Here is a 22,386-nt window from a genome sequence, read left to right on the forward strand (position 1 = left end):
TTTTATATTCAATAATTACAATTAATCGTTGACACGATATATACCAAGGATTACAATTAATCTCGAAATTGATTTTTTTGCATATTTACGTTTATCAATTAACAGAAAAATCAATATAAAAAAATGGGGGTTCTTATCATGAGAATTAATACAAACATTAACAGCATGCGTACGCAAGAGTACATGCGACAAAACCAAGACAAAATGAATACATCTATGAACCGTTTATCTAGCGGTAAATCAATCAACAGTGCAGCTGACGATGCGGCTGGCTTAGCTATCGCTACTCGTATGCGTGCGAAAGAAGGCGGCTTAAACGTTGGAGCACGTAACACACAAGACGCTATGTCTGCTTTACGTACTGGTGACGCTGCATTAGGTTCAGTTTCAAACATCTTACTTCGTATGCGTGATCTTGCAACACAAGCTTCAAGCGGTACAAACAACGATAAAGATATCGCATCTATGGACAAAGAGTATCAAGCATTAGCACAAGAAATTAATCATATTGCTGATAAAACAAATTTCAATGGTAACGCATTTTTAAATAAAGGTACGAATCCTGGTGAGGGTAAAGATATCACGATTCAACTTTCTGATGCTTCAAGTGATACAATGACAATCGCAGCTATCGAAACAAAGAAATTAACAACTGGTACTTTAGCAACTGATGGAACAACGAAATTAGATGCTACAACTGCAGCAACTGAAATCACAGCTCTTGACACTGCTATTCAAGAAATTGCTGACGCAAGAGCAACTTTCGGTTCTCAATTAAACCGTTTAGACCATAACTTAAACAACGTAACGAGCCAAGCTACTAATATGGCAGCTTCTGCTTCTCAAATTGAAGATGCTGATATGGCAAAAGAAATGTCTAACATGACAAAGTTTAAAATCTTGAACGAAGCAGGCATTAGCATGCTTTCTCAAGCTAACCAAACACCACAAATGGTTTCTAAATTATTACAATAATCCATTTGAACATATACTTTCTGTAGTATATAAAGAGTTTTTTTATAAATAATTAAAAACTAATGGGGGTTCTTATCATGAGAATTAACACAAACATTAACAGCATGCGTACACAAGAATACATGCGCCAAAATCAAGACAAAATGAATACATCTATGAACCGTTTATCTAGCGGTAAATCAATCAACAGTGCAGCTGACGATGCGGCTGGCTTAGCTATCGCTACTCGTATGCGTGCGAAAGAAGGCGGCTTAAACGTTGGAGCACGTAACACACAAGACGCTATGTCTGCTTTACGTACTGGTGACGCTGCATTAGGTTCAGTTTCAAACATCTTACTTCGTATGCGTGATCTTGCAACACAAGCTTCAAGCGGTACTAACAACGATAAAGATATCGCATCTATGAACAAAGAGTATCAAGCATTAGCACAAGAAATTGATCATATTGCTGATAAAACAAATTTCAACGGTAACGCATTTTTAGGTGGTACTGGTGCTGGTGGGAAAGATATCACGATTCAACTTTCTGATGCTTCAAGTGATACAATGAAAATCGCAGCTATCGATACAAAAGCTATAACAACTACTAAGTTAGCAGTTGGAGCTGATCCAGCTTCTGCAACTAAGAATTTAAATGCTACAACTGCAGCAACTGAAATCACAGCTCTTGACACTGCTATTCAAGAAATTGCTGACGCAAGAGCAACTTTCGGTTCTCAATTAAACCGTTTAGACCATAACTTAAACAACGTAACGAGCCAAGCTACTAATATGGCAGCTTCTGCTTCTCAAATTGAAGATGCTGATATGGCAAAAGAAATGTCTAACATGACCAAGTTCAAGATTTTAAACGAAGCAGGCATCAGCATGCTTTCTCAAGCTAACCAAACACCACAAATGGTTTCTAAATTATTACAATAAGCCATTTGAACATATACTCTCTGTAGTATATAAAGAGTTTTCTTTTAAATAATTAAAAATTAATGGGGGTTCTTATCATGAGAATTAATACAAACATTAACAGCATGCGTACACAAGAGTACATGCGACAAAACCAAGACAAAATGAATACATCTATGAACCGTTTATCTAGCGGTAAATCAATCAACAGTGCAGCTGACGATGCGGCTGGCTTAGCTATCGCTACTCGTATGCGTGCGAAAGAAGGCGGCTTAAACGTTGGAGCACGTAACACACAAGACGCTATGTCTGCTTTACGTACTGGTGACGCTGCATTAGGTTCAGTTTCAAACATCTTACTTCGTATGCGTGACCTTGCAACACAAGCATCAAGCGGTACAAACAACGATAAAGATATCGCATCTATGGACAAAGAGTATCAAGCATTAGCACAAGAAATTGATCATATTGCTGATAAAACAAATTTCAACGGTAACGCATTTTTAGGTGGTACTGGTGCTGGTGGGAAAGATATCACGATTCAACTTTCTGATGCTTCAAGTGATACAATGAAAATCACAGCTATCGATACAAAAGCTATAACAACTGCAACTTTAGCTACAGCTACAGCTACAGGCCCAGATAAGGCTTTAAATGCAGCTTCTGCACCAGCTCAAATCACAGCTCTTGACACTGCTATTCAAGGTATTGCTGACGCAAGAGCAACTTTCGGTTCTCAATTAAACCGTTTAGACCATAACTTAAACAACGTAACGAGCCAAGCTACTAATATGGCATCTTCTGCTTCTCAAATTGAAGATGCTGACATGGCAAAAGAAATGTCTAACATGACAAAGTTTAAAATCTTGAATGAAGCAGGCATCAGCATGCTTTCTCAAGCTAACCAAACTCCACAAATGGTTTCTAAATTATTACAATAAGCCATTTGAATTAGTTTCATGAATAAACAGATTAAAGACTTCTCTTTTGCTTAAATAGAAGCTCTATATTTAGTAGCGGTCAGGGCTTACTTTACCCTCGTCCCTTGTATTAAAACAAAAAGATAAAATAAGCATAAGTCTTTTTATCCTTCCATAGCCGTTTATTACTTTTAGAACACTAACTATATCAATCTATAAGGAGTGTCTATTATGCGTATTGGTACGAATGTTTTGAGTATGAATGCTAGCCAGTCGTTGTATGAGAATGAGAAGCGCATGAAGATGGCGACTGGTAAGAAGTTAAATACTGCTTCTGATACTCCAGCGAATGTAGCTATTGTGACTCGTATGCATGCGAGAGCGAGTGGTATACAAGTGGCGATTCGTAAAATTGAAGAGGCTTTACAAAATATATCACTTCATCGTGCTGATCTTGGGGCTATGATGAAGCGTTTACAGTTTAATATTGAAAATTTAAATAATCAGAGTCTGGCCCTAACAGGTGCTTCTTCTCGAATTGAAGACGCGGATATGGCGCAGGAAATGAGCGATTTTTTTAAGTTTAAATTGTTAACTGAAGTTGCACTTAGTATGGTTTCACAAGCAAATCAAATACCGCAAATGGTTTCTAAGTTACTACAATCGTAAATATACCTTCATAATTATTGGAATGATTCATAATAAGATAAAAGGGAGATACATAGCGTTTATGTATCTCCCTTTTACTTTTACACTAGTTTATTCATTATAAATAATATCCTCAGCTAAAGAAGTAAATATCTCCCCAACAAGCGAATCTTCGTCATATACACATGAACCATTATTTTCTTCACGTTTCGCAAACGGTATTTGAGCGATTACTTCTGTTTGCAGTTGTTCTGCTAACATTTCGCCGCCACCTTTTCCGAAGAGATAGTTTCTTGAACCATCTTGTTCTTCATAATATGCCATATTTTCAACGATACCTAAAATATCGTGTTTCGTATGTTTCGCCATTACTCCTACTCTAGACGCGACAAATGAAGCTACGTTATGAGGAGTTGTAACGATAATTTCCTTCGCTTGTGGGATCATCGCAGCGACATCTATCGCAACGTCTCCTGTTCCAGGTGGTAAATCAAGAAGAAGATAGTCTAGTTCTCCCCAGTGCGTGTTCGCAAGGAAGTTTTGAATCCATTTGTTTAACATTGGTCCGCGCCACATAACAGTATCGACAGCGAAAATTACAGCGATCGGTAACAGAATTTCATCTCCCACCTACCGTTGAGCTATTGTCCTTCACGTACTTGAGAAAAGAGACTTCTTTCGGATAATGCGTTAAAAAGGACAAAGCACATAATGCTCTGACCTTTGTATTACATTTTAGGATTACTCTGAGATGACTTACTTCCTGGTGCAAACCAACCAATTAGTGCAATAGCAACTAATACTCCGTAGAAGATTAAAGTCCAAGTTGTACTGTGCGGGAAATCATGGTCTAAAATACCGATATCCTCATGGGCAAGTGTAATGACAGCAAGTTTGACGCCGACCCAAGCAACAATCGCATATGCTGTTGTTTCCAGTGCCGGACGTTTCTCCAGTAATTGTACAAACCAAGTTGCCGCAAATTTAATTAAAATAAGTCCGGCAATTCCTCCGAGAAGTACAACTATGAACTGTCCTCCATCCATACCACCGAAATCTTCTAGCGGTGAATCCGGAAGACCGAGGGCAAGAGCGACTGCAGCTAATATTGAATCAATCGCAAAAGCAAGGTCAGCTAATGCAATCTTTCCTACTGTGAACCAGTAGCTTTTTCCTGCTGCTTCCTTTTCATCTTCCTTGTGAATATTTTGATTGTTTTTTCCGAATTGCGCCTGAATAACATGCTTTAATCCTAGGTAAAGAAGATAAGCTGCTCCTATCGCCTGTATTTGCCAAACATTTGCAATAAATGAAATCGCAAACAGGGCTGCAAATCGAAAAACAAAAGCCATAATAATTCCGTAATTTATAGCTTTTTTCTTCTGTTCTTCAGGTAAATGCTTGGCTATAACTGCTAGTACAAGGGCATTGTCAGCCGATAACAAACCTTCTAATCCGATTAAAATTAATAATGCCCACGCATACTCTAGCCATATTGAATCCATCCGCTTCTCTCCTTTCTAAAACTAAAATCAGATAAGGTCTTTACTCAATAGAATTTCCTATTAAGACAAATTAAATGCTAAAACATTTTGACAGTTAATTTGCTGTCCTCTATTTGTTATAATTTCAACAAAAAACAAGTCTAGATTGTGTTTTTCTTAGACAGGGTGACGCTACATTCTGCTTAAAAACTTGATGAATTCATCTTCACTTACAGGTTTACTGTAGTAATAGCCCTGAATTAGATAACATGCATTACGTTGTAACACTGTTAATTGTTCCTTCGTTTCTACCCCTTCTGCGATCACTTTCATGTTTAAAGTATGCGCTAGTGAAATAATGGTATGAATAATTTCATTTCCATCAGTAGAATTTCCGATCCTATTAACAAATTCTCTTGGAATTTTTAAGGTATCAATTGGATACAAAGGGAGATATGCTAATGAAGAATACCCTGTGCCAAAATCGTCAATTGATAAATGTACACCATATGATTTTAATGCTTTTAACTTCGCTAACGTTTCTTTTTCATCTACCATTGCTATCCGCTCAGTTAATTCTAAATCGATCGAACTAGCAGGTACCCCTACTTCTTCTATAGTAGATATGATTGTTTGAACAAAGTTCTTCTGTTCAAACTCTATAGCTGATAAATTTATCCCCATTTTTAGATTTGAATAGCCCGCAGAATGCCATTCTTTCAGTTGTCGACACGCTTCCTGTAAAGTCCATTTCCCAATTGAAATAATCTGCGATGTTTCTTCCGCGATAGGTATAAACTCAAAAGGTGAAATCAGCCCCAGCTCTGGATGTTGCCAACGTATTAAAGCCTCTGTACCAATAACCATACCAGCCTTACTATCAACTTGTGGTTGATATAATAGAAACAACTCATTATTTTCTAATGCATTAGGTAAATCCTGTTCTAATCGTAATCGTCTTGTTATTTTTTTTGATAATGTCTCGTCATACATGCAAACAGCATTATTACCTTTTTCCTTTGCACTATACATAGCAATATCAGCATGTTGTAAAAGTGTAGTAGTATTTATTCCTCCAAACGGATACACTGCTATTCCTATACTAAGAGATAAGTAAAAGCTATGCTGATTTACTACAAATGGTTCTTCAGTTATACGAAATAGAGTTTCACACAAATCCAATAGCTGTTGCTCTGTGTGGTTATGGACTATGATCGCAAACTCATCTCCCCCTATTCTCGCTAGAGGAATAGCCGGTGACAGACATGTCCTAAAACGTTTAGCAACTTCTTTTAAAACACTGTCACCAATTGAATGTCCCAGTGTATCGTTAATGGTCTTAAAACGATTTAAATCTATATACAAGAGTCCAAATTCATCCTGCGTTTTTTGTGCACGCCCAATGGATTTTTCTAATTCTTGTTGGAAGAATATTCGATTTCCAATCCCCGTCACTGTATCATGGAATGCTAGATAGTTTATCTCATCTTGTTGTTGCTTCATTCTCGTAATGTCTTTTACCATTACATAACTCCCAAAAGTTTGCCCTTCTATCATAATAGGAACAATGGTGACGTACCAAAAATGAATGTCCTTCTCATTATTATTTTTCACACGTAATTGTAACGAAGCCGAACTGCATCGTTTCCCTTCCTGTAGAGCCGCTTCCAATTCAGATCTATCTTCATCTAAAAAAATTGAGAAGCACTCTTTACCTATTAATTCATCGCTGTTTTTTCCTAATAACATACTTCCAGCCTGGTTTATATTTAACACAGTACCATTTGAATCAATCGTTAATATAGGATCTGGATGATACTCATATAATGACTTAAATCTCTCTTGATTTTTGACCAAGTCATTGGATTTGTTTATTAAATCTTCTGTTCTTTGAGATACTTTTTGTTCTAATTGATTATTAAACACTTTTAACATCTCAGTTAAATCTCTGTTTTGCATTCGTACGATTGTATGACGAATCAGCACAAATACAAATGCAATACAATTTCCAGTAATAAGTGTAGCCGAGGAAGTTTGCTCTTTAAGAGTAAAACCAATTAAGACTGCAACTGCAAGATAAGGAAATATGACAAGAAGTTTCTTTCCGAATGTCGGATCAATAATAAAATAATTCCTTCTAGAAGATGCATTCTTTGAGATCGAAGCAGCAATAGCGATAAATAATAGGAAAACTCTATACAAACACCTTAACAATATAAGTGAACGATCTGACAAATCATCTTGTAAGTAAAAATACAAGTAGTCCGTAATAGCCAATCCAGTTAATACGAGAATAAAAATAAATAATTTACTTTTCGCATTAAAAATAGCTGGTCGAAAGATTAGACTAACTCCTAATAAAAGAAGTAATAAATCTATAATCGGAAAAATAAATGAGAGAAAAACATCTCCAATTGATAAGAATAAGATATTTGCAGAAGGTTTATTAAACAGGTACCACTCTAATGTAAAAATGGCAGTAACAACAATACATAAATCACAAATTAAATACGCTTTTTCCCACTTGTTACATTCCATAATGATTTTATAAAAGAATGCAAAGAGAAAGAAGAATAAGAAAAACAACAAAAACACATCAGAGATATTAAAATTTTGTATCGGCAATTCTACATTAAGTACTTGAAAAGCGGATATAAAATTCCCGATCAAGAAACACCCTATTGCAATAGTAATGCAAACCCAGAATACTCCTAACTTAATTTTTCCGGATAATATAGAATAAAGTAATGAGATAAATACAGTAGTTTCAACAACTAAGGATGATAGTCGGATATTAAAATCTGATACAAAATAATGATTCGGAAAAACAAATAAAAATATAAAACAAAAGCTTATATAAAATATTAGAGCTATCGTTAATAAGATAAATTGCAAATGTGAATGTTTAAGCAATATATTCACCTTCTTAAGTCTTTCATCATTTTTTCAAAAATTTGTTTCTAATTATTATTCATATTATGGCCATTTCAAAAGATTTCTTTCAAAATAAAGCAGCCTTACATTACACCTGTAAATATTTAATAATTCCATAACAGGAATTTCAAAAAATATGAACAGCTATGTCCTTAACACTATCAATTATTATTATACGAACTATTTATGTAACAAGTTTATTTAATAGCTAATGAGTTCAAAGAATGTTTTCTTTGAACTCATTAGCTACTGCCCATCTGAATCATATAACTTAACTATTTTCAAATTAAAATTTCACGTAAACATAATGAATGTAGGTGTATGCCCCTATCTATTTATCTTTTTTTCTTCATAACTTCTATAGTATTCATTAAGTACGCTAACTTAAACACCGACTTATTTATAATCCTTAATAAGTCGGCGCCAGTATACACTATAAAACTAAAACACATTACAAATAACAAAATTATACTTTAGCAATTTATAAATTACTTATTCCTAGAATTACTAAATTCCCTTTTACTTATTTCAACCTATATTCAGATACATTATTTCCTTTCCATTCATAATAATCTAAAATCCCTCCATAAATGGCTTGTGCTGCAATCTGTCTACCGTTTGCCGTAGATAGTTTACTGTAATCGATACCATTATCTATAAAAGCCAGTTCCGTTAACACAGCTGGCATGCCGTTTTCTCTTATAACATGAAGATCTCCATGTTTAACGCCTCTATCACGTGTTTGAAGGGCCTCTACTAAACGTGCTTGGATTTTTTCCGCTAACACATGACTTTCTTCCACATGAGGATTTGTTTTTTCGGATTCAGAAGATTTATAATAGTATGTTTCTGTCCCTTTTGCATTACCATTATAAGCATTTGCATGAATACTTATAAAGATATCCCCCTCATTTTGCTTAGCAAATTTAACACGTTCCTGTAAAGAGCTTTTTTGATCATGTCCAGGTCTAGTATCAGATTCACGAGTTAATAAAACTGTAAATGGTGTATGTTTTTCAAGCAATTGTTGTAGGCGTAAGGAAGTGTCTAATACAATTTTACTTTCAGGCAATCCCTTTGTGGCTTTTCCAGGATCTTCGCCACCATGTCCAGGATCAATAATGATTGTTTTATTTTCTAAAGGATTTTTCGGACTGGATTGAAGGGTATCTGTTTTGGCAGTAAGTTGTGCGGCTTCTGCACGTGTTATGAATTTATTTGGTTGCCAGCCGTTATCTGTACCAACTGAAATTTTTAAATCAATTAAAATATTGGCGAATTTTTCACCCCAATGTCCTTTTAAATCTTCAAATTTACTTTGTCCATTGCTAGTGCTTATATTTTGTAGTTTATATGCATTCACTAGCATTGTAGCCATAGCAGCACGAGTAACTTTTCCAGAAGGATTAAATATTCCATTTCCTTCACCTTTAATTATTCCTGCTTTTTCAGCTGCGGCAATATACGGCGTTCCCCAGTGGTTTTGTGAATCTGTAAAAGATGGTTTTGCATTTAAGTCAATATGTATACCAAGGGCCTTTGTCATAATTGTTGCCGCAGAAGCCCTATCTAATGTATCACTTGAACCAAAAGTTCCATCTGGATAACCACTCAATACTTTTTTATCAACTAAATAATTAACGGATTTGTCAGCCCATGCAGGAACATCTGGGAATTTATGAGTATTTGCAAATGCACTAGATGAATAGGATAGTAGACTTCCAGCAAGAATTCCTGTAGCAATTAATTTGTATTTCAAAATGTAACACCTCTAAAAAATTATTACAACTTGGTAAATATATCATTTATAGTTAATCTTTAAATAATACGACCTAGAATAAAGAATAGATTAAATAGGTATTATCACTATATTACAGATAATAAATTTAAATCTAACTATTATTCCAAAAAGAATCCTGAGACATACACTTATAGACAGAGACTATTAAATATATTCACCAACGTCGTGTAACCAGTATAGTTACTTATATGTACGAGTGTCAATTAAAAAAACCTTACATTTTTGTAAGATAACCATGTTAATTATGTAGTAAGTAATTATTATATAATGTGAATAATTACTCGGTATAATAAAATAGTAATCTTATATTTTAAACAAATATTGATTATTTTGGTAGGCAAATAACTTATAACAGCCACCTTTTTGGCTATGCTTTGGAATCCTACTTTACTCTTCAATTCTCCGTATTAAAAGTTTGTTGATGAAATGTAATAACAACTGTACGATTATACAACTTATTCACCTCAATTAAATCAGTTAAATATTGAGGAAGAGTCGGTTTATCTTTAAAATCATTATGTATTAAGCCCTTTCACAGTGACAATACGCATATTCCCAGTATTTTTCGGATCACAATACTACAAAGTAAGACCTAGCTCCTTCCTTTTGTACAAATTTTTGATTTACTAAAATTAATTATAACTTTTCCTCTGCCCGAAATGATTCCATACAAAACAAAAGGGAAATACATATACACTATGTATCTCCCTTTTGTTTTGTACCCAATTTTTTTATTGTGTTACGGTCATAACTTGTCCACTACGGTCAACCATAATTTTCATTTTTCCGTCTTGAGCGTTATATAACCCTAGCTTATGTAGATCTTGTTTGCATTCTTTTACGAAGTAAGGCAATGTACGAATTTGATCGATATCAGAGCTCGTAATGAAATGAATTAAATGATGCGTCATCTCTTTAATATCATGAACGAGTTCTTCCTTCTCTCGTTTTAATCTTTCATTTTCAGCTCGTAATGAATGTAATTCACCTTCAAGACCACGTGCGTTTTTTTCATCTTTCGAACGCTCGGCAGCCATGCTAGAAAGCTTATAAATCCCCGCCATGAACTGATGCAATTCGTGTTCTTTCTTTTCATTACATTGACTAATTGTTTCAAAGTTGTCAACGATACCCGATATAACTGTTACGAGGCTTTTTTCATCCTCTTCACCTCGAACATCTTCTTTTACTTCCCATTTGCTTTCTTGTTTCGTCTCAGCAATCGTCTCTTTTACAGATATATATTTTCGTTTTCGCCCCGGTTTTTGTTTTTCAATATTTTCAAACGGCATCTCTTGTTTTTTTAATTTATAATACGTATTTTGTAATTGGCTTTCCGTTTTCGGAAAAAGATTCAATTCATTTTTACTAACATATTTTGAAATATTTGCGATGTTTAAACCGTGACGTTGGCAAAATTGATATACTTCATACAGTAGTTCTAGTTCAGACTTCAACCATGTAATCGTTGATTTTTCATATACTCGCATACCGCCATTTTTTTCTATATCTATTTGAAATAATACCATTCTATTATATAAATCAATTAGCTCTTCATACCTTATTCGGAATTCTTTCTCTATTTTTTTGAATTCCGCGTCTAATTTCCTATCGTTCGTTTTATTATTTGACATGTTTTGTAAAAGATTTAATACATTGATTGCTGTGTGGTGATACATAATCTGTGCCACTCCCCTCATCCTTTCACAATTCTCATCGGACTCCCATGTCTTTTAAGAAAATAGAAATTTCCACATATCCATATTATAACATTTCGAAATTATCTGTCAAATAATTAACATACAAAAAGGTATGAAAAGTCTATAAATAATAGAAAAAATTTTTGAGAAAATATTAAAAAATGCAATACAACATAATATTATATCGATAAAATATGTTTAATTATATTATATGGTATTTCCAATTTGATTTCACCGAAAAAGTTTGCGCTATCACGAAATCTCACTCTACAATCCAGTGACATTATCTCTTATATTTTCAAGTAGTAAAGATGAGAAAAAACAATTAAACCTATCTATATTTCCAAATATAAAAACAACTAAAAAGACGAAAGAAACTATGAATATACACAGCCGCGACTACATTAGAAACGTTCAATTTTTCTGCCTTTATAGAACATGGGATACTAAAAAGGAACTAACCAGTACTACTACAATGGCTAGTTCCTCAATTTTAGCTAATAAGAAAAGAATTTAAGCCTGTTCATCAACAACTCGGCCTCCCTCTTCTTTAACTTACCTAAAACCCACTTCATATCTCTGTTCTTACTACGCACAGGGCACTTTTAAGTACTAACCGCTTCCTCTCTTGGCTGGAGCCTCTCTCCCAACTAAAAAAGAGCTTTTCAAAACTTTTTTACAACACTAACTTATCAACTAACCCAATTAACTCTTGAATATCTGGCTTACTTACTTGAGCATTCGCTCCTACCGCTTCACCTTTATGGAATAATTCATTTGTAATTAATGAAGAGAAAATAATGACTGGTAATTGATTCATTACTTCACTATCTTTAATTACTTTCGTTAAATGGTGTCCATCCATTTTCGGCATTTCAATATCTGTAATAAGTAGGTGAATATGCTCATACATTCTTTCAACTTGCTCTTTTGCTAATTTTTCAATTTGAGCTAATGCTTCAGCACCATTACTGAAGAAGTTCATTTTCGTATATCCAGCTGATGATAATGTTTCTTCTAGTACTTGACGAAGCATCGCTGAATCTTCTGCAATATAAATAACTTTTTCAGCGCGATCTGTTTTTTGCTCTAATCCTGAAAGTGTTTTATTGTCATAACCAGTGTTACTAATTTCGCAAACAATTTTTTCATAATCTAACAGTAAGATAATTTTCCCATCTAGCTTTACAATTCCAGACGTCGTTTCTTCTAGTCCCATAGATAATGAAGCTGGTTCATCAATTTGTTCCCATGAAATACGTTGAATACGATGCACTTCATCAACACGGAAAATAACTTTCATTTGGTTTAATTCTGAAATAATAAATTTCGTTTGATCAAGTGGTTTTATAGATTTTAAATTAAGAGCCGTTGCTAAGTTAATAACAGGTAAAATTTCACCACGTACTTGAACAACACCTTCAACTGCATGATGAGATTCTGGCACAGTTGTAACAGGGAATGGATTAATAATTTCACGCACTTTCATTACATTAATACTAAATAAATTTTCACCAACAGTGTACGTTACGATTTCTAATTCGTTTGTTCCGCTTTCTAATAAAATACTTTGTGCTTGTGACATAAAGGTGTCGCTCCCCTTCCGTTAATTCCGTATATCTAATTATTAAGCTTTATTAAACCCCAAAAGTCAACTACCTATATGAAAAATATAGATAGTTGAGTGATCCTCACAGTTTTAAAGTAGAAATACTACCGGTAAAACTTAATCTTGTATAAACGAAGCAAGTGCCTCTAGTAACACTTCTTGTGCTCCTACAATTTCTGTCGGCATCGCTTCCCATTTTTTTGAAAGCTCTGTTTCCACTCTCATTCTTAGCTCTGGACCCATTTCTCCTAGCACATATTCTTTCGTCGCTATATCAACATCGATAAGCGAAAGAGCGTATAGTTCAGGATCATTTATTTTCTCAAATAATTTCTTCAGTACACTAGGCGCCATATGCTTTAATTTTTCAATGTGAATTTCCTTATCAGAAAATAGTAACTCATATTGAATATACGTAACATTTTCTTTAATAACTTTAAAATAGCAATTATTTTTTTTATCATTTACAAAATAACCGTTCGGATCTGCAATAATACTCTCTACTTGACGTATTAAATTAGGTAAACTACTCGCCGCCATTACAGTACGTTGCTCAACCTCACTTGGCGAAATGAATGTAACGCGATACTTATTCTGCGCCATCCTCCTCACCTCTCCTTTTATATAAACTTAGTCTAATTGTACAATATCTTAATTAATCTAAATCTATTTCAAATCAATGCTTCTAGACTCGGATAAATCCTCTCTCCCAAAAGTGCAGAGGCACCACCTAAACACTTGGCTTTTGGCCTCTTCAACTACCTTAGAACCACTCCACACCTCTCGTCTTACAATGTACGAGCCGCTCATAGGCAACTGACCTCTACTACACTCAGCTAGGTCCTCGCCCCTCTTCAACTAACCTAGAACCACTCCATATCTCTGTTCTCACAATCCGCGAGCCACTCATAGGCACTAACCGCTACTACTCATCGCTAGGCCCTCTCTCAAAACCTAAAAGAAAGCTTTTAAGAGATTTTAAGCCCCCTTCAACAGCTCAATGTTATTGAACCAAAAAGCGAGCTGCTGATCCGTAATATCAGGCAACATAACGAAAAACTCACGGCACTTCATCTCATCTTTAAACAGTTGATACTTCCAAACACTATCGCTACCAATACTTACGAAATAAAACTCGTGTATACGGCCAATGATTGCTTGTTTTTCACCAAACGAATATGGAGGCACTTGTTTGATTTCAAATTGATCTGGTAAATATACATGCTCTTCTCGTTCTATTTTTAACACTTGCTCAGCAAGCTCACGTTTATTTTCGAAAAAAGGCAATTGTAAAATTCGCTCTTGTCTTGTCATACGAATATAAAACCCTTTCTACTACGTTACAATTTTTCTTTACGATTTATTATCGAATTAAGTTCACAACTTCATTTAATACTTCATCTGAAATTTTGATTACTTTCGCATTTCCTTGGAATCCGCGTTGGTATAACATTAAATCAACGAATTCTACAGATAAATCTACGTTTGCACCTTCTTGTGCACCACCACGTATTTTTCCTGCACCGTTTTGGCCAGATGCACCTAACGCTAAAATACCAGTTGTATTCGTCGCTGTATAGTTACCATTTCCAGTTTTCATCAAACCGCCTTCATTCGGGAACATCGCAACAGCTAATTGACCAGCAGATTTCATACTTCCATCAGAATATTTTACCATCACATATCCACCGTCAGCAATAAAGCAATCTTTAACAGTCGCCGCCGCTCTACCATCTACGTTTGTTACTGATAATGTTTTATCTGTCGGATGGTTTGTTAATTTACTAAAATCTAAATTTACTGTTCCACCATTAAACGGAATAGCTGCTCCAGGATTTTGCTGATTTGGATTTCCTACTGCATCAAATGTCATATTACCACCTGCACCTTGAACATCCTGAAACTCTGTTTCTTTTTTCGAATCATTACGCATCTGTACTTTATATGTATAATTATGTTCGCTCGTTTGTTTAAATTCTACACGCATTGTCCATGTATTCCCTGCATTATCATATACAGGTAAATCTTGTGTGATTTGTTTTGCATCCGCTGGAATATTCCCTCCAATTACGCCTTTTGACGTCCGAATGCCACCGATTGCTGATCCCATCGGAATTTGCAACGGTCCTGGAATACCAGATAAATTAACATTACCAGTTGCTGGATCTGCTGGATAAGCGAACACATATTGCCCTTCTGTGTTCGTAATATAATACTCTGAAGATATCCCGAACGTACCTTTACGCGTAAATTCCATGTTGCCGCCTTTTGAATCACCAACTACGAAGAAACCATTACCTTCCATCGCAGCTTGTGTTTTGCCACCTGTTAACGTAATTGTACCATCGCTATAGTCTGTAACTGTTCCGCTCATTTTCACACCGTTACCAATACTTTTCGGATTCGTCCCTGCGTATCTATCGTCACCTTTTGAACCAATTGAATTGTTGTACAGTAAATCATCAAACATTGCTTTTTGTTTTTTGTAACCAACTGTTTGTGCATTGGCAATATTATTTGAAGTTACACTTAATGCATTTTGTGTTGCGTTCATTCCTGTAATACTTGTATATAACGCTTTAATCATAACGTATGTACACTCCTTATGAATTTGTAGTTTTTACTTCTTCAGTTACTTTTTGATCGTCTTTCTTTGCATCTTCTGGATTCGTTTCTCCAATCGGTTTATCAGACACTCTTTCAACGAAACGAAGAGATACTACTTTATTATTAATAACGAGCTGTACATCGTTATTTTCTGCAAGGCGAACTGTCTCTACTTGACCAGTTACTTTGTTCCCTTCACCGTCAATACCTCTTACGTATTTCCCTAAAAATTTCATTCCACCATCAAGCGCTGTCGAATACATCGTCGTTCTTAAAGAGTCAACTGCTTTTGTCATATTCTGCACTTGTTCCATAAGAGATAACTGCGCTGTCTGATTCATCATTTGATTCATATCCATCGCATTGAACGGATCTTGGTGCTGGAAACTCGATAAAAATAATTTTAGAAAATCGTCTTTCCCCATTACACCAGGAGTTTTTTGAGCACTTTCTGATACTCCGTTTGTTTGTTGAACTGGCGATTGTACACCATTAACAGGTGCATTACTTTTTTGCGCTCCTGCCTGCAATGGAATATGATTTGTACTCGTTGTGTTTAATCCAACTGTTGGCACGCTTTATTCCTCCAATAATCCTGCAAATTCTTTCGATTCTTGTTTCTCTTGCTTCGTACTTGCTAATTTTTGTTTTTGTCTTTGCTCTTGTTCTCGCTGTTCTTTACGTTGTTCATCTTTTTCTGAATAACTTATTTGAATATTAATTTCTTTTTCTTTTAATTTCAGCTTCAATTCGTCAAAAATTATTTCAACACGCTTTTTCGCATCGTGTTTTTCCATTTCTACATGGACTTCAATTTGATCTCCATGCTTTTTCATAAATACAGTTAATGAACCAAGTTTCTCTGGATTTAGCTGGAATAAAACACGTTCTTGTTTCACTACAAACTTTTGCAGAGCCTCTACTTGTGCTTCCATTTTCTTGCCTAAGTCAGGTAATGTAACCTTCTCAGCTCCACTATTTTGTTTTCCTATTTGATCAGTCCCCGTTGCCTTATTTAATAATTCAGCTCCGGCCGAACTTGAATCGTTTAATTGATCGACTTCTGGTAACTCTAACTTCACATCATCGCTTTCAGCTTTCTGGAGTTCTACTTCCTTGGACTCCTCTTGTTTCTTTGCGATATTACAAGTTTCTGTTTCTACGACTTTTAATACTTGCAACGTTTGCTCTGGCATCGTCACCTTGTCTAGCACCATTTGCATTGTATCTTCTAAACATATGGCATTTTTAATATTCATGTTAGAAAAAAGCTCTTGTAATTGCTGTAATTCAGCTGCGGGCAATTCATTCAGTTTAATATTTCCGTATTCTTTATATAACGCCTGTATTTTTTGTATGTATTGATATAACAATTCTGGTTGCACACGCAATTGCTCAATTGCAACCATCTGCTCAGATACAGCTAGTAATAATTGTTCTGTCTCTTTCTTTTCTTCTTTCTTTACAATTGGCTCTTCTTTCGTTACCGTTTTTTTTGCGAGAATATATTCTTGCTTCTCTTCTTCTGGTGCTTCTTCTCGTTTCGGTTTCTCCGTTTTCGGCTGTTTTTTATTTTCAATTCTCATTGTATTATCGAATGAAGAATTTTCATTTTTCGATTGTACTTCTAGCCCTTTTTCTTTTTGCGGAGGTAAACTTTGCTGCACCGGTAATACAAACTGTATCACTACATCCACCTCATCCGTTCATACACATTTTTAAATCAAGAAGCATTTTTTCTTCCAGCTTTTCTTTTACTTTCGCAAGCTTCTTACAATCTTCTTGATACATTTCATCAATGACACGTTCTTTTTCTTTTATTTGCTCTAAAAGGCTTTCATTTTTTTGAATAAAACCTTCTGTTTTTTTAATTTTTCGATTCCATTCTTCTATTCTTTCAGGTGAAAATGTATGTGAAGACAGCATACCAGCCATAATACGTTGTCCCGTTTGTACAACCTTATTGCGTGATTTCACAACATATAGATCATATTCTTTTTTTCGTTCTATTTTTCTTTTTTCAGCTGTTAGTTCGTACACTTCTTTCAAGATATGTTCTTTCTCTTGATTAATCTGCAATTTAATCGTGTCGTACTGCTGTTTATTCACCTGTTTTCATAGCTCCTTCCTATTATAACGTTACCTTTTTCTATTATATAGTTTTTTTACAAAAAAATCTGTGAAATATTAAAAAACAAAAAAATAAGACCCCAAGGCATGAGCATGAGGTCTTATACAATATGGTGCATCGCTTGGACAATATCTTCAAAATGAAAACTATCCGTTCGACCTTGTTTTAAAAACGTATTTATACCTTCTACTTTATTTTTACATTCAAAAATATAGGCATTTTCTTCATTCTCTTGAATTGTTCCTAATTTGAAATACAATTCATTTTCTTTATAAATAGATAAAATTTTTCTCATTTCATTTGCAACCTGCCAATGGTTCGGCGATACGATTTCTTCCATAATCCTACTTACCGAATCTAGTACAGAGATTGCAGGGTAATGACTAAGCGTTGCAAGCTCACGCTTTAATACAATATGTCCATCTAAAATACCACGCGCCAAATCTGGTACAGGACCATTTAAATCGTCACCATCAACGAGTACTGTATAAATACCTGTTATGGATCCTTTTTGTGTTTTTCCTGACCTCTCTAATAACTTCTTCATATAACTTTCCATTAACAGTGTTTTACCACCGATTGGTAATTCCTTTACTGCAATATCAACACTTCGGCGTGCGTCAGCAAAGCGTGTAACAGAATCCATCATAAGTAGTACGTTATTACCTTGATCGCGGAAATATTCGGCAATTGATGTTGCAAGCTTTGCAGCGCGGAGTTGCATAAGATGACTTTCATCTGACGTCGCTACAACAACGACGCTTTTTTTCATACCTTCTTCGCCTAATTCTTTTCGAATAAAGTCTTTTACTTCCCGGCCACGCTCACCTACTAAACTTATAACGTTAATATCAGCTTTTGCGTTTTTCGCAATCATTCCAAGTAAAGTAGATTTACCAACACCTGATCCAGCAAAAATACCTATCTTTTGACCGATCCCAATCGTTAACATAGAATCAATTGATTTAATTCCCGTTTCAAATACATCTGTAATTTCTTCACGCTCAAATGCATGAATCGGCGGTGCATCCAATTTTATTTTTTGCAGTGGAATGTTCTCGGCATCTTCGTTTAACACTTTTCCATTTGCACTTAACACTTTGCCAAGTAAATGATTACCACGGGGAACAACGACATCTTCTGTAATTAATGTAACTAAATCTCCGTAACATACTTTTTCTGTCTGTTCAAATGGGAGTAACATATTGTTTTCTTTTTCAATTGCAATAACTTCACATAAGACGCTATGCTCTCCAACGAGACAAACATCTCCAATCTTCGCTTTTGGGCCTTTCGCTACAAAAAACTGCTCTTGTACACTATGAACTTTGCCAACTTTCGTATAAAACGGTGTTTCAATAAATGTATTCCATTTATTATGCTCATTCATTAGCTCGTTGTTCATACGTTTTGCTCCTCAAACAACTTCTCTTCTTCCCATTTATGACGAAGCTTCGCAAATATCGGTGCAAATTTAAATTCAAAAAACTCTTTCTCTTCTTCCAGAACAAATTCGCCAAACTGTAAAGAAAAATCATACTTCCATTCTACTAATTGTAGTAGCCAATACTCTTTCGTATTTTCTTTCTCTTCTTGTATACGTTCAAATGTTTCTGGATGAACCGTTATAATTAATTTTTCAAATGAAGTAGGCAATGTTTGCACGATGCCTGTTAAAATCGGCAAAACGTCTAATAAGCGCGAATCTACCGCTTGATTCACTACTTTTTCTGCTAACTGAAAAGATTGATTCCATAATAACTCTGTCCATTCGTATGCTGTTTCTTGTTGTTCTTTTTGAAACTGTATACGCGCTGCTTCCATCTGTTCCATTTGTTCATGAATATGCATTTGAAACTGTTCTTTATCTTGCAACAACTGCTGACGCTCTCGTTCTAGCATTTGCTGCTGCTGCCTTAGCTGATTCATTTCAATATGTAATGCATCTTGCTGTGCAAGAAGTTCTGCATGATCCACTTGTATCTCTTCTTCAATGTGAACTAATACTGGTTTCGGAAATTGTAATTCATACGTTTCTTCAGAAAAAGAAACAGAATTCTTCGGAATTCTGTTTTTAAATAAGGACATCATCTTCACCTCTTTGAACGATAATTCTTCCTTCTTTTTCTAACTTTTTCACCGTACCTGTAATCGTTTGTTGTGCTTTTTCAGCATCCGTCATCTTAAGCGGTCCTAAGCCATCTAACTCTTCAAGAATCATCTCTCTACGGTTTGAAGACATACATGTAAATAGTTTCTCTTTAATTTCTTCTTTTGCAATTTTAAGTGCTTTCGCGATAACACCGTTATCTGTAATTTCCTCTAATACACGGCGAAGCGCAAGATCTTCAAGACCAAGTAAGTCTTCAAAGACAAACATATTTTCTTTAATTTTCTCAGATAACGCATAATCGACTTCATCCAACTTTTGAAAGACTGTTTTTTCAACACCTCGTGAAACATTATTTAAAATGTTCACTATTGTTTTCAATCCATCTGTTTTATTAATAGCACTAAATGCCATATTATTTAATTTTGCTTTTAATAACTCACCAATTTGATTAATTAATTCACCATCTACTTGTTCAAGCTTTGCAATCCCCATTACCGTTTCTACACGTTTATGATCTGGTAATCTCTCAATTAATTGAGAAGCAAGTTGCGGCTTAATATAAGAAGCAATAATCGCTATCGTTTGTGGCGATTCATCATTAAGCACTGTAAGCAGTGGCTCTAAATCTGTAAGTGAATTTAAGAATTCAAATGGATTATCTTTGTTGTACCAAAGGTCTTCCAATAATTTTTCCAGATCTTCTTCTGGCATATTTTTAAATATACGACGAATGTATTCTTTATCTGGAGTTACTAAATTCAATTCTTTTACATTTAGTTCATACAAAAACTCCCCTAATACATTTTCTAACGTTTCTGGTTTATATACACGAAACTTCGCGATTTCACGAAGTAATACTTCTTTTTCCTCAGCCGTCATATATTCAATGACTTTTGCTGCCACCTCTTCGTTTAATGTACGAATGAGGATGGCAGCTTTCTCTTTGGAGGAGATTTCATCTAACATTGTTTTTCCTCCCTTACTGTCCGTTTAACCATTTTTTAATTACTTTTGCAGTACCTTCTACATGCTCTTTCGTAGCTTCCTGCACTTGATCATCTAATGTAGGCTCTGATGGTTCTACTGGCTCTGGTTTTGGTTCTGGTACTATTTTTTCTTCAGGAATTTCAAAAATACTTTCACTACTAGCAGCAACTTCCTCTTCTGCTAAGTATTCTTCATATTCCTCTTCTTCTCTCTTTTTCTTACGTCTTGCTAAGAAGAACCATACTAGGCCAATTAGTGCTAGCAAGCCAGCTGTAATTCCACCGAATAACCACCAGTTCATACCACTTTTTTCTGGCTCTTTCTCTTTTTCAACTTTCGGCTGGTCGAACTGAACAGTTACAACGTTAACTTGACCGTTTGTAAAGTTTCCATTCGGATCAGCTTGAAGCCCAGCTGCTGTGCCAATCGCTTCTTTAAATGTTGTCATATCAATTTTTCGTTTTACTAACGTATCGTTATCTACCCATACAACAACATTTGTTTTTGTTAATTCTGGATGTTTCTTAATCGTTTCAACTGTTTTATCTATTTCATAGTTTTCAATTTTGTTACCATTTTTATTATCGTAGACAACTTTACCGTTTTGATTATTGTTCGTACCGTAGTTCGGCACTTCACCGTTCGCTGTAATACCCGCACCTTGCTTCGTATCTGCTCCTTCTTGCGCAGTAGAGCTTTCCTCTTGCTCTTGTTTACTGCGAAGTACACCTTTATCGCCATATTTTTCTGACTGACGTGTAACTTCATCGTAGTTTACAGACACTTTCGTATTCACTTTATATTCATTTGATTTAAACATCGTCATTAACGTTGCGTCAATATCTTGCTTTAATTTACCTTCAATTTGATGCTGCATCTCTACTTCCTTTTCATAAGAAGAGGAGCTGTTAGAATGCGCTTCATCTGCTCCTTTTGAGATGATACCTTTTTTACTATCAATAACACTTACTTCTTCTGCTTTCACACCTGGAACGGCTGCACTAATCATTTGCTGTATACCAGCAACTTGATCAGCTGTTAATAATTGTCCACGCTTCACACCAACAGTAATCGCCGCTGTTCCTTTTGCTTTTTCTTCATCAAAAATTGTTTCTTTTTCAGGTAATGTAATTTGCACATTTGCCGTTTCAATCGTCGCAAAATTTCGTACAATATCTTGCTCCAATTGCTTTTTCGTACCGACAATCTGCTTCATTTTCTTATCTTGTTCACTTGAACCGAGTGAGCTTTCTAATAGAATTTCCTCACCGCTTTTTGAATTAAACGGCAAGCCCATTCCATTCATTTCTTTTCGAACCCATGGAGCATCGTTCTTTTGCACTCGAATCGAACCATCGGCTGCTAATTGGTAATCAACACCTAGCTTCGATAATTCTGCTGTAATCTCTTGCTTATCTGTATCATTTAAATTTTGATATACAACAACATATTTATCTGGCAAGGTGAAGTATAAAAGTGCTCCTGTTGCAATCGCTAAAAGCGCAGCACCAATCACTAACTTATGCCACGTTTTCAACGATTGGAAAACATTTTTTATCTTTTCCATTTAAATAC

General features: G+C 35.1%; 19 protein-coding genes and 2 pseudogenes. 4 read left to right on the top strand and 17 right to left on the bottom strand.

Features of this window, described 5'->3' with window-relative positions; all coding sequences use genetic code 11:
- Nucleotides 1-138: 138 nt before the first annotated feature.
- From ACE38F_RS19615 to ACE38F_RS19630, 4 genes are all read left to right on the top strand, one after another.
- Nucleotides 139-975, top strand: a complete 837-nt coding sequence (locus tag ACE38F_RS19615) for a flagellin N-terminal helical domain-containing protein (RefSeq protein ID WP_375369736.1) — start codon at nucleotides 139-141, stop codon at nucleotides 973-975.
- 77 nt (nucleotides 976-1,052) lie between these two features.
- On the top strand, nucleotides 1,053-1,898 hold the full coding sequence (locus ACE38F_RS19620) for a flagellin N-terminal helical domain-containing protein (protein ID WP_375369737.1): 846 nt from the start codon (nucleotides 1,053-1,055) through the stop codon (nucleotides 1,896-1,898).
- Nucleotides 1,899-1,975: 77 nt separating this feature from the next.
- Nucleotides 1,976-2,818, top strand: a complete 843-nt coding sequence (locus tag ACE38F_RS19625; RefSeq protein ID WP_353824765.1) for a flagellin N-terminal helical domain-containing protein — start codon at nucleotides 1,976-1,978, stop codon at nucleotides 2,816-2,818.
- Between the two features lie 210 nt (nucleotides 2,819-3,028).
- A complete protein-coding gene (locus ACE38F_RS19630; RefSeq protein WP_375369738.1) occupies nucleotides 3,029-3,466 on the top strand; it encodes a flagellin in 438 nt (145 codons plus the stop codon).
- 90 nt (nucleotides 3,467-3,556) lie between these two features.
- Here the strand turns inward: ACE38F_RS19630 and ACE38F_RS19635 are convergent.
- The 17 genes and pseudogenes from ACE38F_RS19635 to fliF all read right to left on the bottom strand — a co-directional run.
- Nucleotides 3,557-4,024, bottom strand: a pseudogene (locus tag ACE38F_RS19635) (P-loop NTPase); the annotation flags it as partial.
- Nucleotides 4,025-4,173: 149 nt separating this feature from the next.
- Nucleotides 4,174-4,950 carry a TerC family protein gene (locus tag ACE38F_RS19640; RefSeq protein ID WP_375369739.1) on the bottom strand — a complete coding sequence of 259 codons (777 nt, stop codon included), beginning with the start codon at nucleotides 4,948-4,950 and terminating at the stop codon, nucleotides 4,174-4,176.
- 171 nt (nucleotides 4,951-5,121) lie between these two features.
- Nucleotides 5,122-7,842 carry a sensor domain-containing protein gene (locus ACE38F_RS19645; protein ID WP_375369740.1) on the bottom strand — a complete coding sequence of 907 codons (2,721 nt, stop codon included), beginning with the start codon at nucleotides 7,840-7,842 and terminating at the stop codon, nucleotides 5,122-5,124.
- Nucleotides 7,843-8,386: 544 nt separating this feature from the next.
- The gene (locus ACE38F_RS19650; protein ID WP_375369741.1) at nucleotides 8,387-9,622 is read right to left on the bottom strand and encodes an N-acetylmuramoyl-L-alanine amidase; all 1,236 of its coding nucleotides are present in this window, start codon (nucleotides 9,620-9,622) and stop codon (nucleotides 8,387-8,389) included.
- 448 nt (nucleotides 9,623-10,070) lie between these two features.
- Nucleotides 10,071-10,300: pseudogene (locus ACE38F_RS19655) on the bottom strand (Ger(x)C family spore germination protein); the annotation flags it as partial.
- 95 nt (nucleotides 10,301-10,395) lie between these two features.
- Nucleotides 10,396-11,343: a DNA-binding domain-containing protein gene (locus ACE38F_RS19660; RefSeq protein WP_215556573.1), complete on the bottom strand. Its 948-nt coding sequence runs from the start codon at nucleotides 11,341-11,343 to the stop codon at nucleotides 10,396-10,398.
- Between the two features lie 697 nt (nucleotides 11,344-12,040).
- Entirely contained in the window at nucleotides 12,041-12,949 is a 909-nt protein-coding gene (locus ACE38F_RS19665; protein ID WP_215555854.1) for a chemotaxis protein, read from the bottom strand.
- Nucleotides 12,950-13,090: 141 nt separating this feature from the next.
- Nucleotides 13,091-13,576 (bottom strand): hypothetical protein, encoded by a 486-nt coding sequence (locus ACE38F_RS19670; protein WP_012260675.1) that lies wholly within the window; start codon nucleotides 13,574-13,576, stop codon nucleotides 13,091-13,093.
- A gap of 375 nt (nucleotides 13,577-13,951) precedes the next feature.
- Nucleotides 13,952-14,287 carry a DUF3964 family protein gene (locus ACE38F_RS19675; RefSeq protein ID WP_002012031.1) on the bottom strand — a complete coding sequence of 112 codons (336 nt, stop codon included), beginning with the start codon at nucleotides 14,285-14,287 and terminating at the stop codon, nucleotides 13,952-13,954.
- A gap of 49 nt (nucleotides 14,288-14,336) precedes the next feature.
- Entirely contained in the window at nucleotides 14,337-15,560 is a 1,224-nt protein-coding gene (locus ACE38F_RS19680) for a flagellar hook protein FlgE (RefSeq protein WP_088031640.1), read from the bottom strand.
- Nucleotides 15,561-15,576: 16 nt separating this feature from the next.
- Nucleotides 15,577-16,155, bottom strand: coding sequence for a flagellar hook assembly protein FlgD (locus ACE38F_RS19685; RefSeq protein ID WP_002086480.1), 579 nt, complete (start codon nucleotides 16,153-16,155; stop codon nucleotides 15,577-15,579).
- A 3-nt stretch (nucleotides 16,156-16,158) separates the two neighbouring features.
- Complete coding sequence (locus ACE38F_RS19690) at nucleotides 16,159-17,268, bottom strand: flagellar hook-length control protein FliK (RefSeq protein WP_016119940.1); 1,110 nt, start codon at nucleotides 17,266-17,268, stop codon at nucleotides 16,159-16,161.
- Nucleotides 17,269-17,278: 10 nt separating this feature from the next.
- Nucleotides 17,279-17,689 (bottom strand): hypothetical protein, encoded by a 411-nt coding sequence (locus ACE38F_RS19695; protein WP_012260670.1) that lies wholly within the window; start codon nucleotides 17,687-17,689, stop codon nucleotides 17,279-17,281.
- A 122-nt stretch (nucleotides 17,690-17,811) separates the two neighbouring features.
- Nucleotides 17,812-19,116: a flagellar protein export ATPase FliI gene (gene fliI, locus ACE38F_RS19700; protein ID WP_016119939.1), complete on the bottom strand. Its 1,305-nt coding sequence runs from the start codon at nucleotides 19,114-19,116 to the stop codon at nucleotides 17,812-17,814.
- Complete coding sequence (locus ACE38F_RS19705) at nucleotides 19,113-19,799, bottom strand: FliH/SctL family protein (RefSeq protein ID WP_375369742.1); 687 nt, start codon at nucleotides 19,797-19,799, stop codon at nucleotides 19,113-19,115. Before ACE38F_RS19705 ends, fliI begins: the two co-directional genes overlap by 4 nt.
- Nucleotides 19,786-20,790, bottom strand: coding sequence for a flagellar motor switch protein FliG (locus ACE38F_RS19710; protein WP_002012042.1), 1,005 nt, complete (start codon nucleotides 20,788-20,790; stop codon nucleotides 19,786-19,788). The genes ACE38F_RS19705 and ACE38F_RS19710 overlap by 14 nt, the downstream gene beginning before the upstream one ends.
- Before the next feature lie 13 nt (nucleotides 20,791-20,803).
- Nucleotides 20,804-22,378, bottom strand: a complete 1,575-nt coding sequence (gene fliF / locus ACE38F_RS19715) for a flagellar basal-body MS-ring/collar protein FliF (protein WP_012260667.1) — start codon at nucleotides 22,376-22,378, stop codon at nucleotides 20,804-20,806.
- Between the last annotated feature and the right edge of the window lie 8 nt (nucleotides 22,379-22,386).

Source organism: Bacillus altaicus (assembly GCF_042136375.2).
In the GTDB taxonomy this organism is placed as follows: domain Bacteria; phylum Bacillota; class Bacilli; order Bacillales; family Bacillaceae_G; genus Bacillus_A; species Bacillus_A cereus_U.

What these genes read in the sequence shown, in the direction of transcription:
- ACE38F_RS19615 (WP_375369736.1), top strand. Translation starts at nt 139, where the DNA reads ATGAGAATTAATACAAACATTAACAGCATGCGTACGCAAGAGTACATG.
- ACE38F_RS19620 (WP_375369737.1), top strand. Translation starts at nt 1,053, where the DNA reads ATGAGAATTAACACAAACATTAACAGCATGCGTACACAAGAATACATG.
- ACE38F_RS19625 (WP_353824765.1), top strand. Translation starts at nt 1,976, where the DNA reads ATGAGAATTAATACAAACATTAACAGCATGCGTACACAAGAGTACATG.
- ACE38F_RS19630 (WP_375369738.1), top strand. Translation starts at nt 3,029, where the DNA reads ATGCGTATTGGTACGAATGTTTTGAGTATGAATGCTAGCCAGTCGTTG.
- ACE38F_RS19640 (WP_375369739.1), bottom strand. Translation starts at nt 4,950, where the DNA reads ATGGATTCAATATGGCTAGAGTATGCGTGGGCATTATTAATTTTAATC.
- ACE38F_RS19660 (WP_215556573.1), bottom strand. Translation starts at nt 11,343, where the DNA reads ATGTATCACCACACAGCAATCAATGTATTAAATCTTTTACAAAACATG.
- ACE38F_RS19665 (WP_215555854.1), bottom strand. Translation starts at nt 12,949, where the DNA reads ATGTCACAAGCACAAAGTATTTTATTAGAAAGCGGAACAAACGAATTA.
- ACE38F_RS19670 (WP_012260675.1), bottom strand. Translation starts at nt 13,576, where the DNA reads ATGGCGCAGAATAAGTATCGCGTTACATTCATTTCGCCAAGTGAGGTT.
- ACE38F_RS19675 (WP_002012031.1), bottom strand. Translation starts at nt 14,287, where the DNA reads ATGACAAGACAAGAGCGAATTTTACAATTGCCTTTTTTCGAAAATAAA.
- ACE38F_RS19680 (WP_088031640.1), bottom strand. Translation starts at nt 15,560, where the DNA reads ATGATTAAAGCGTTATATACAAGTATTACAGGAATGAACGCAACACAA.
- fliI (WP_016119939.1), bottom strand. Translation starts at nt 19,116, where the DNA reads ATGAACAACGAGCTAATGAATGAGCATAATAAATGGAATACATTTATT.
- ACE38F_RS19705 (WP_375369742.1), bottom strand. Translation starts at nt 19,799, where the DNA reads ATGTCCTTATTTAAAAACAGAATTCCGAAGAATTCTGTTTCTTTTTCT.
- ACE38F_RS19710 (WP_002012042.1), bottom strand. Translation starts at nt 20,790, where the DNA reads ATGTTAGATGAAATCTCCTCCAAAGAGAAAGCTGCCATCCTCATTCGT.
- fliF (WP_012260667.1), bottom strand. Translation starts at nt 22,378, where the DNA reads ATGGAAAAGATAAAAAATGTTTTCCAATCGTTGAAAACGTGGCATAAG.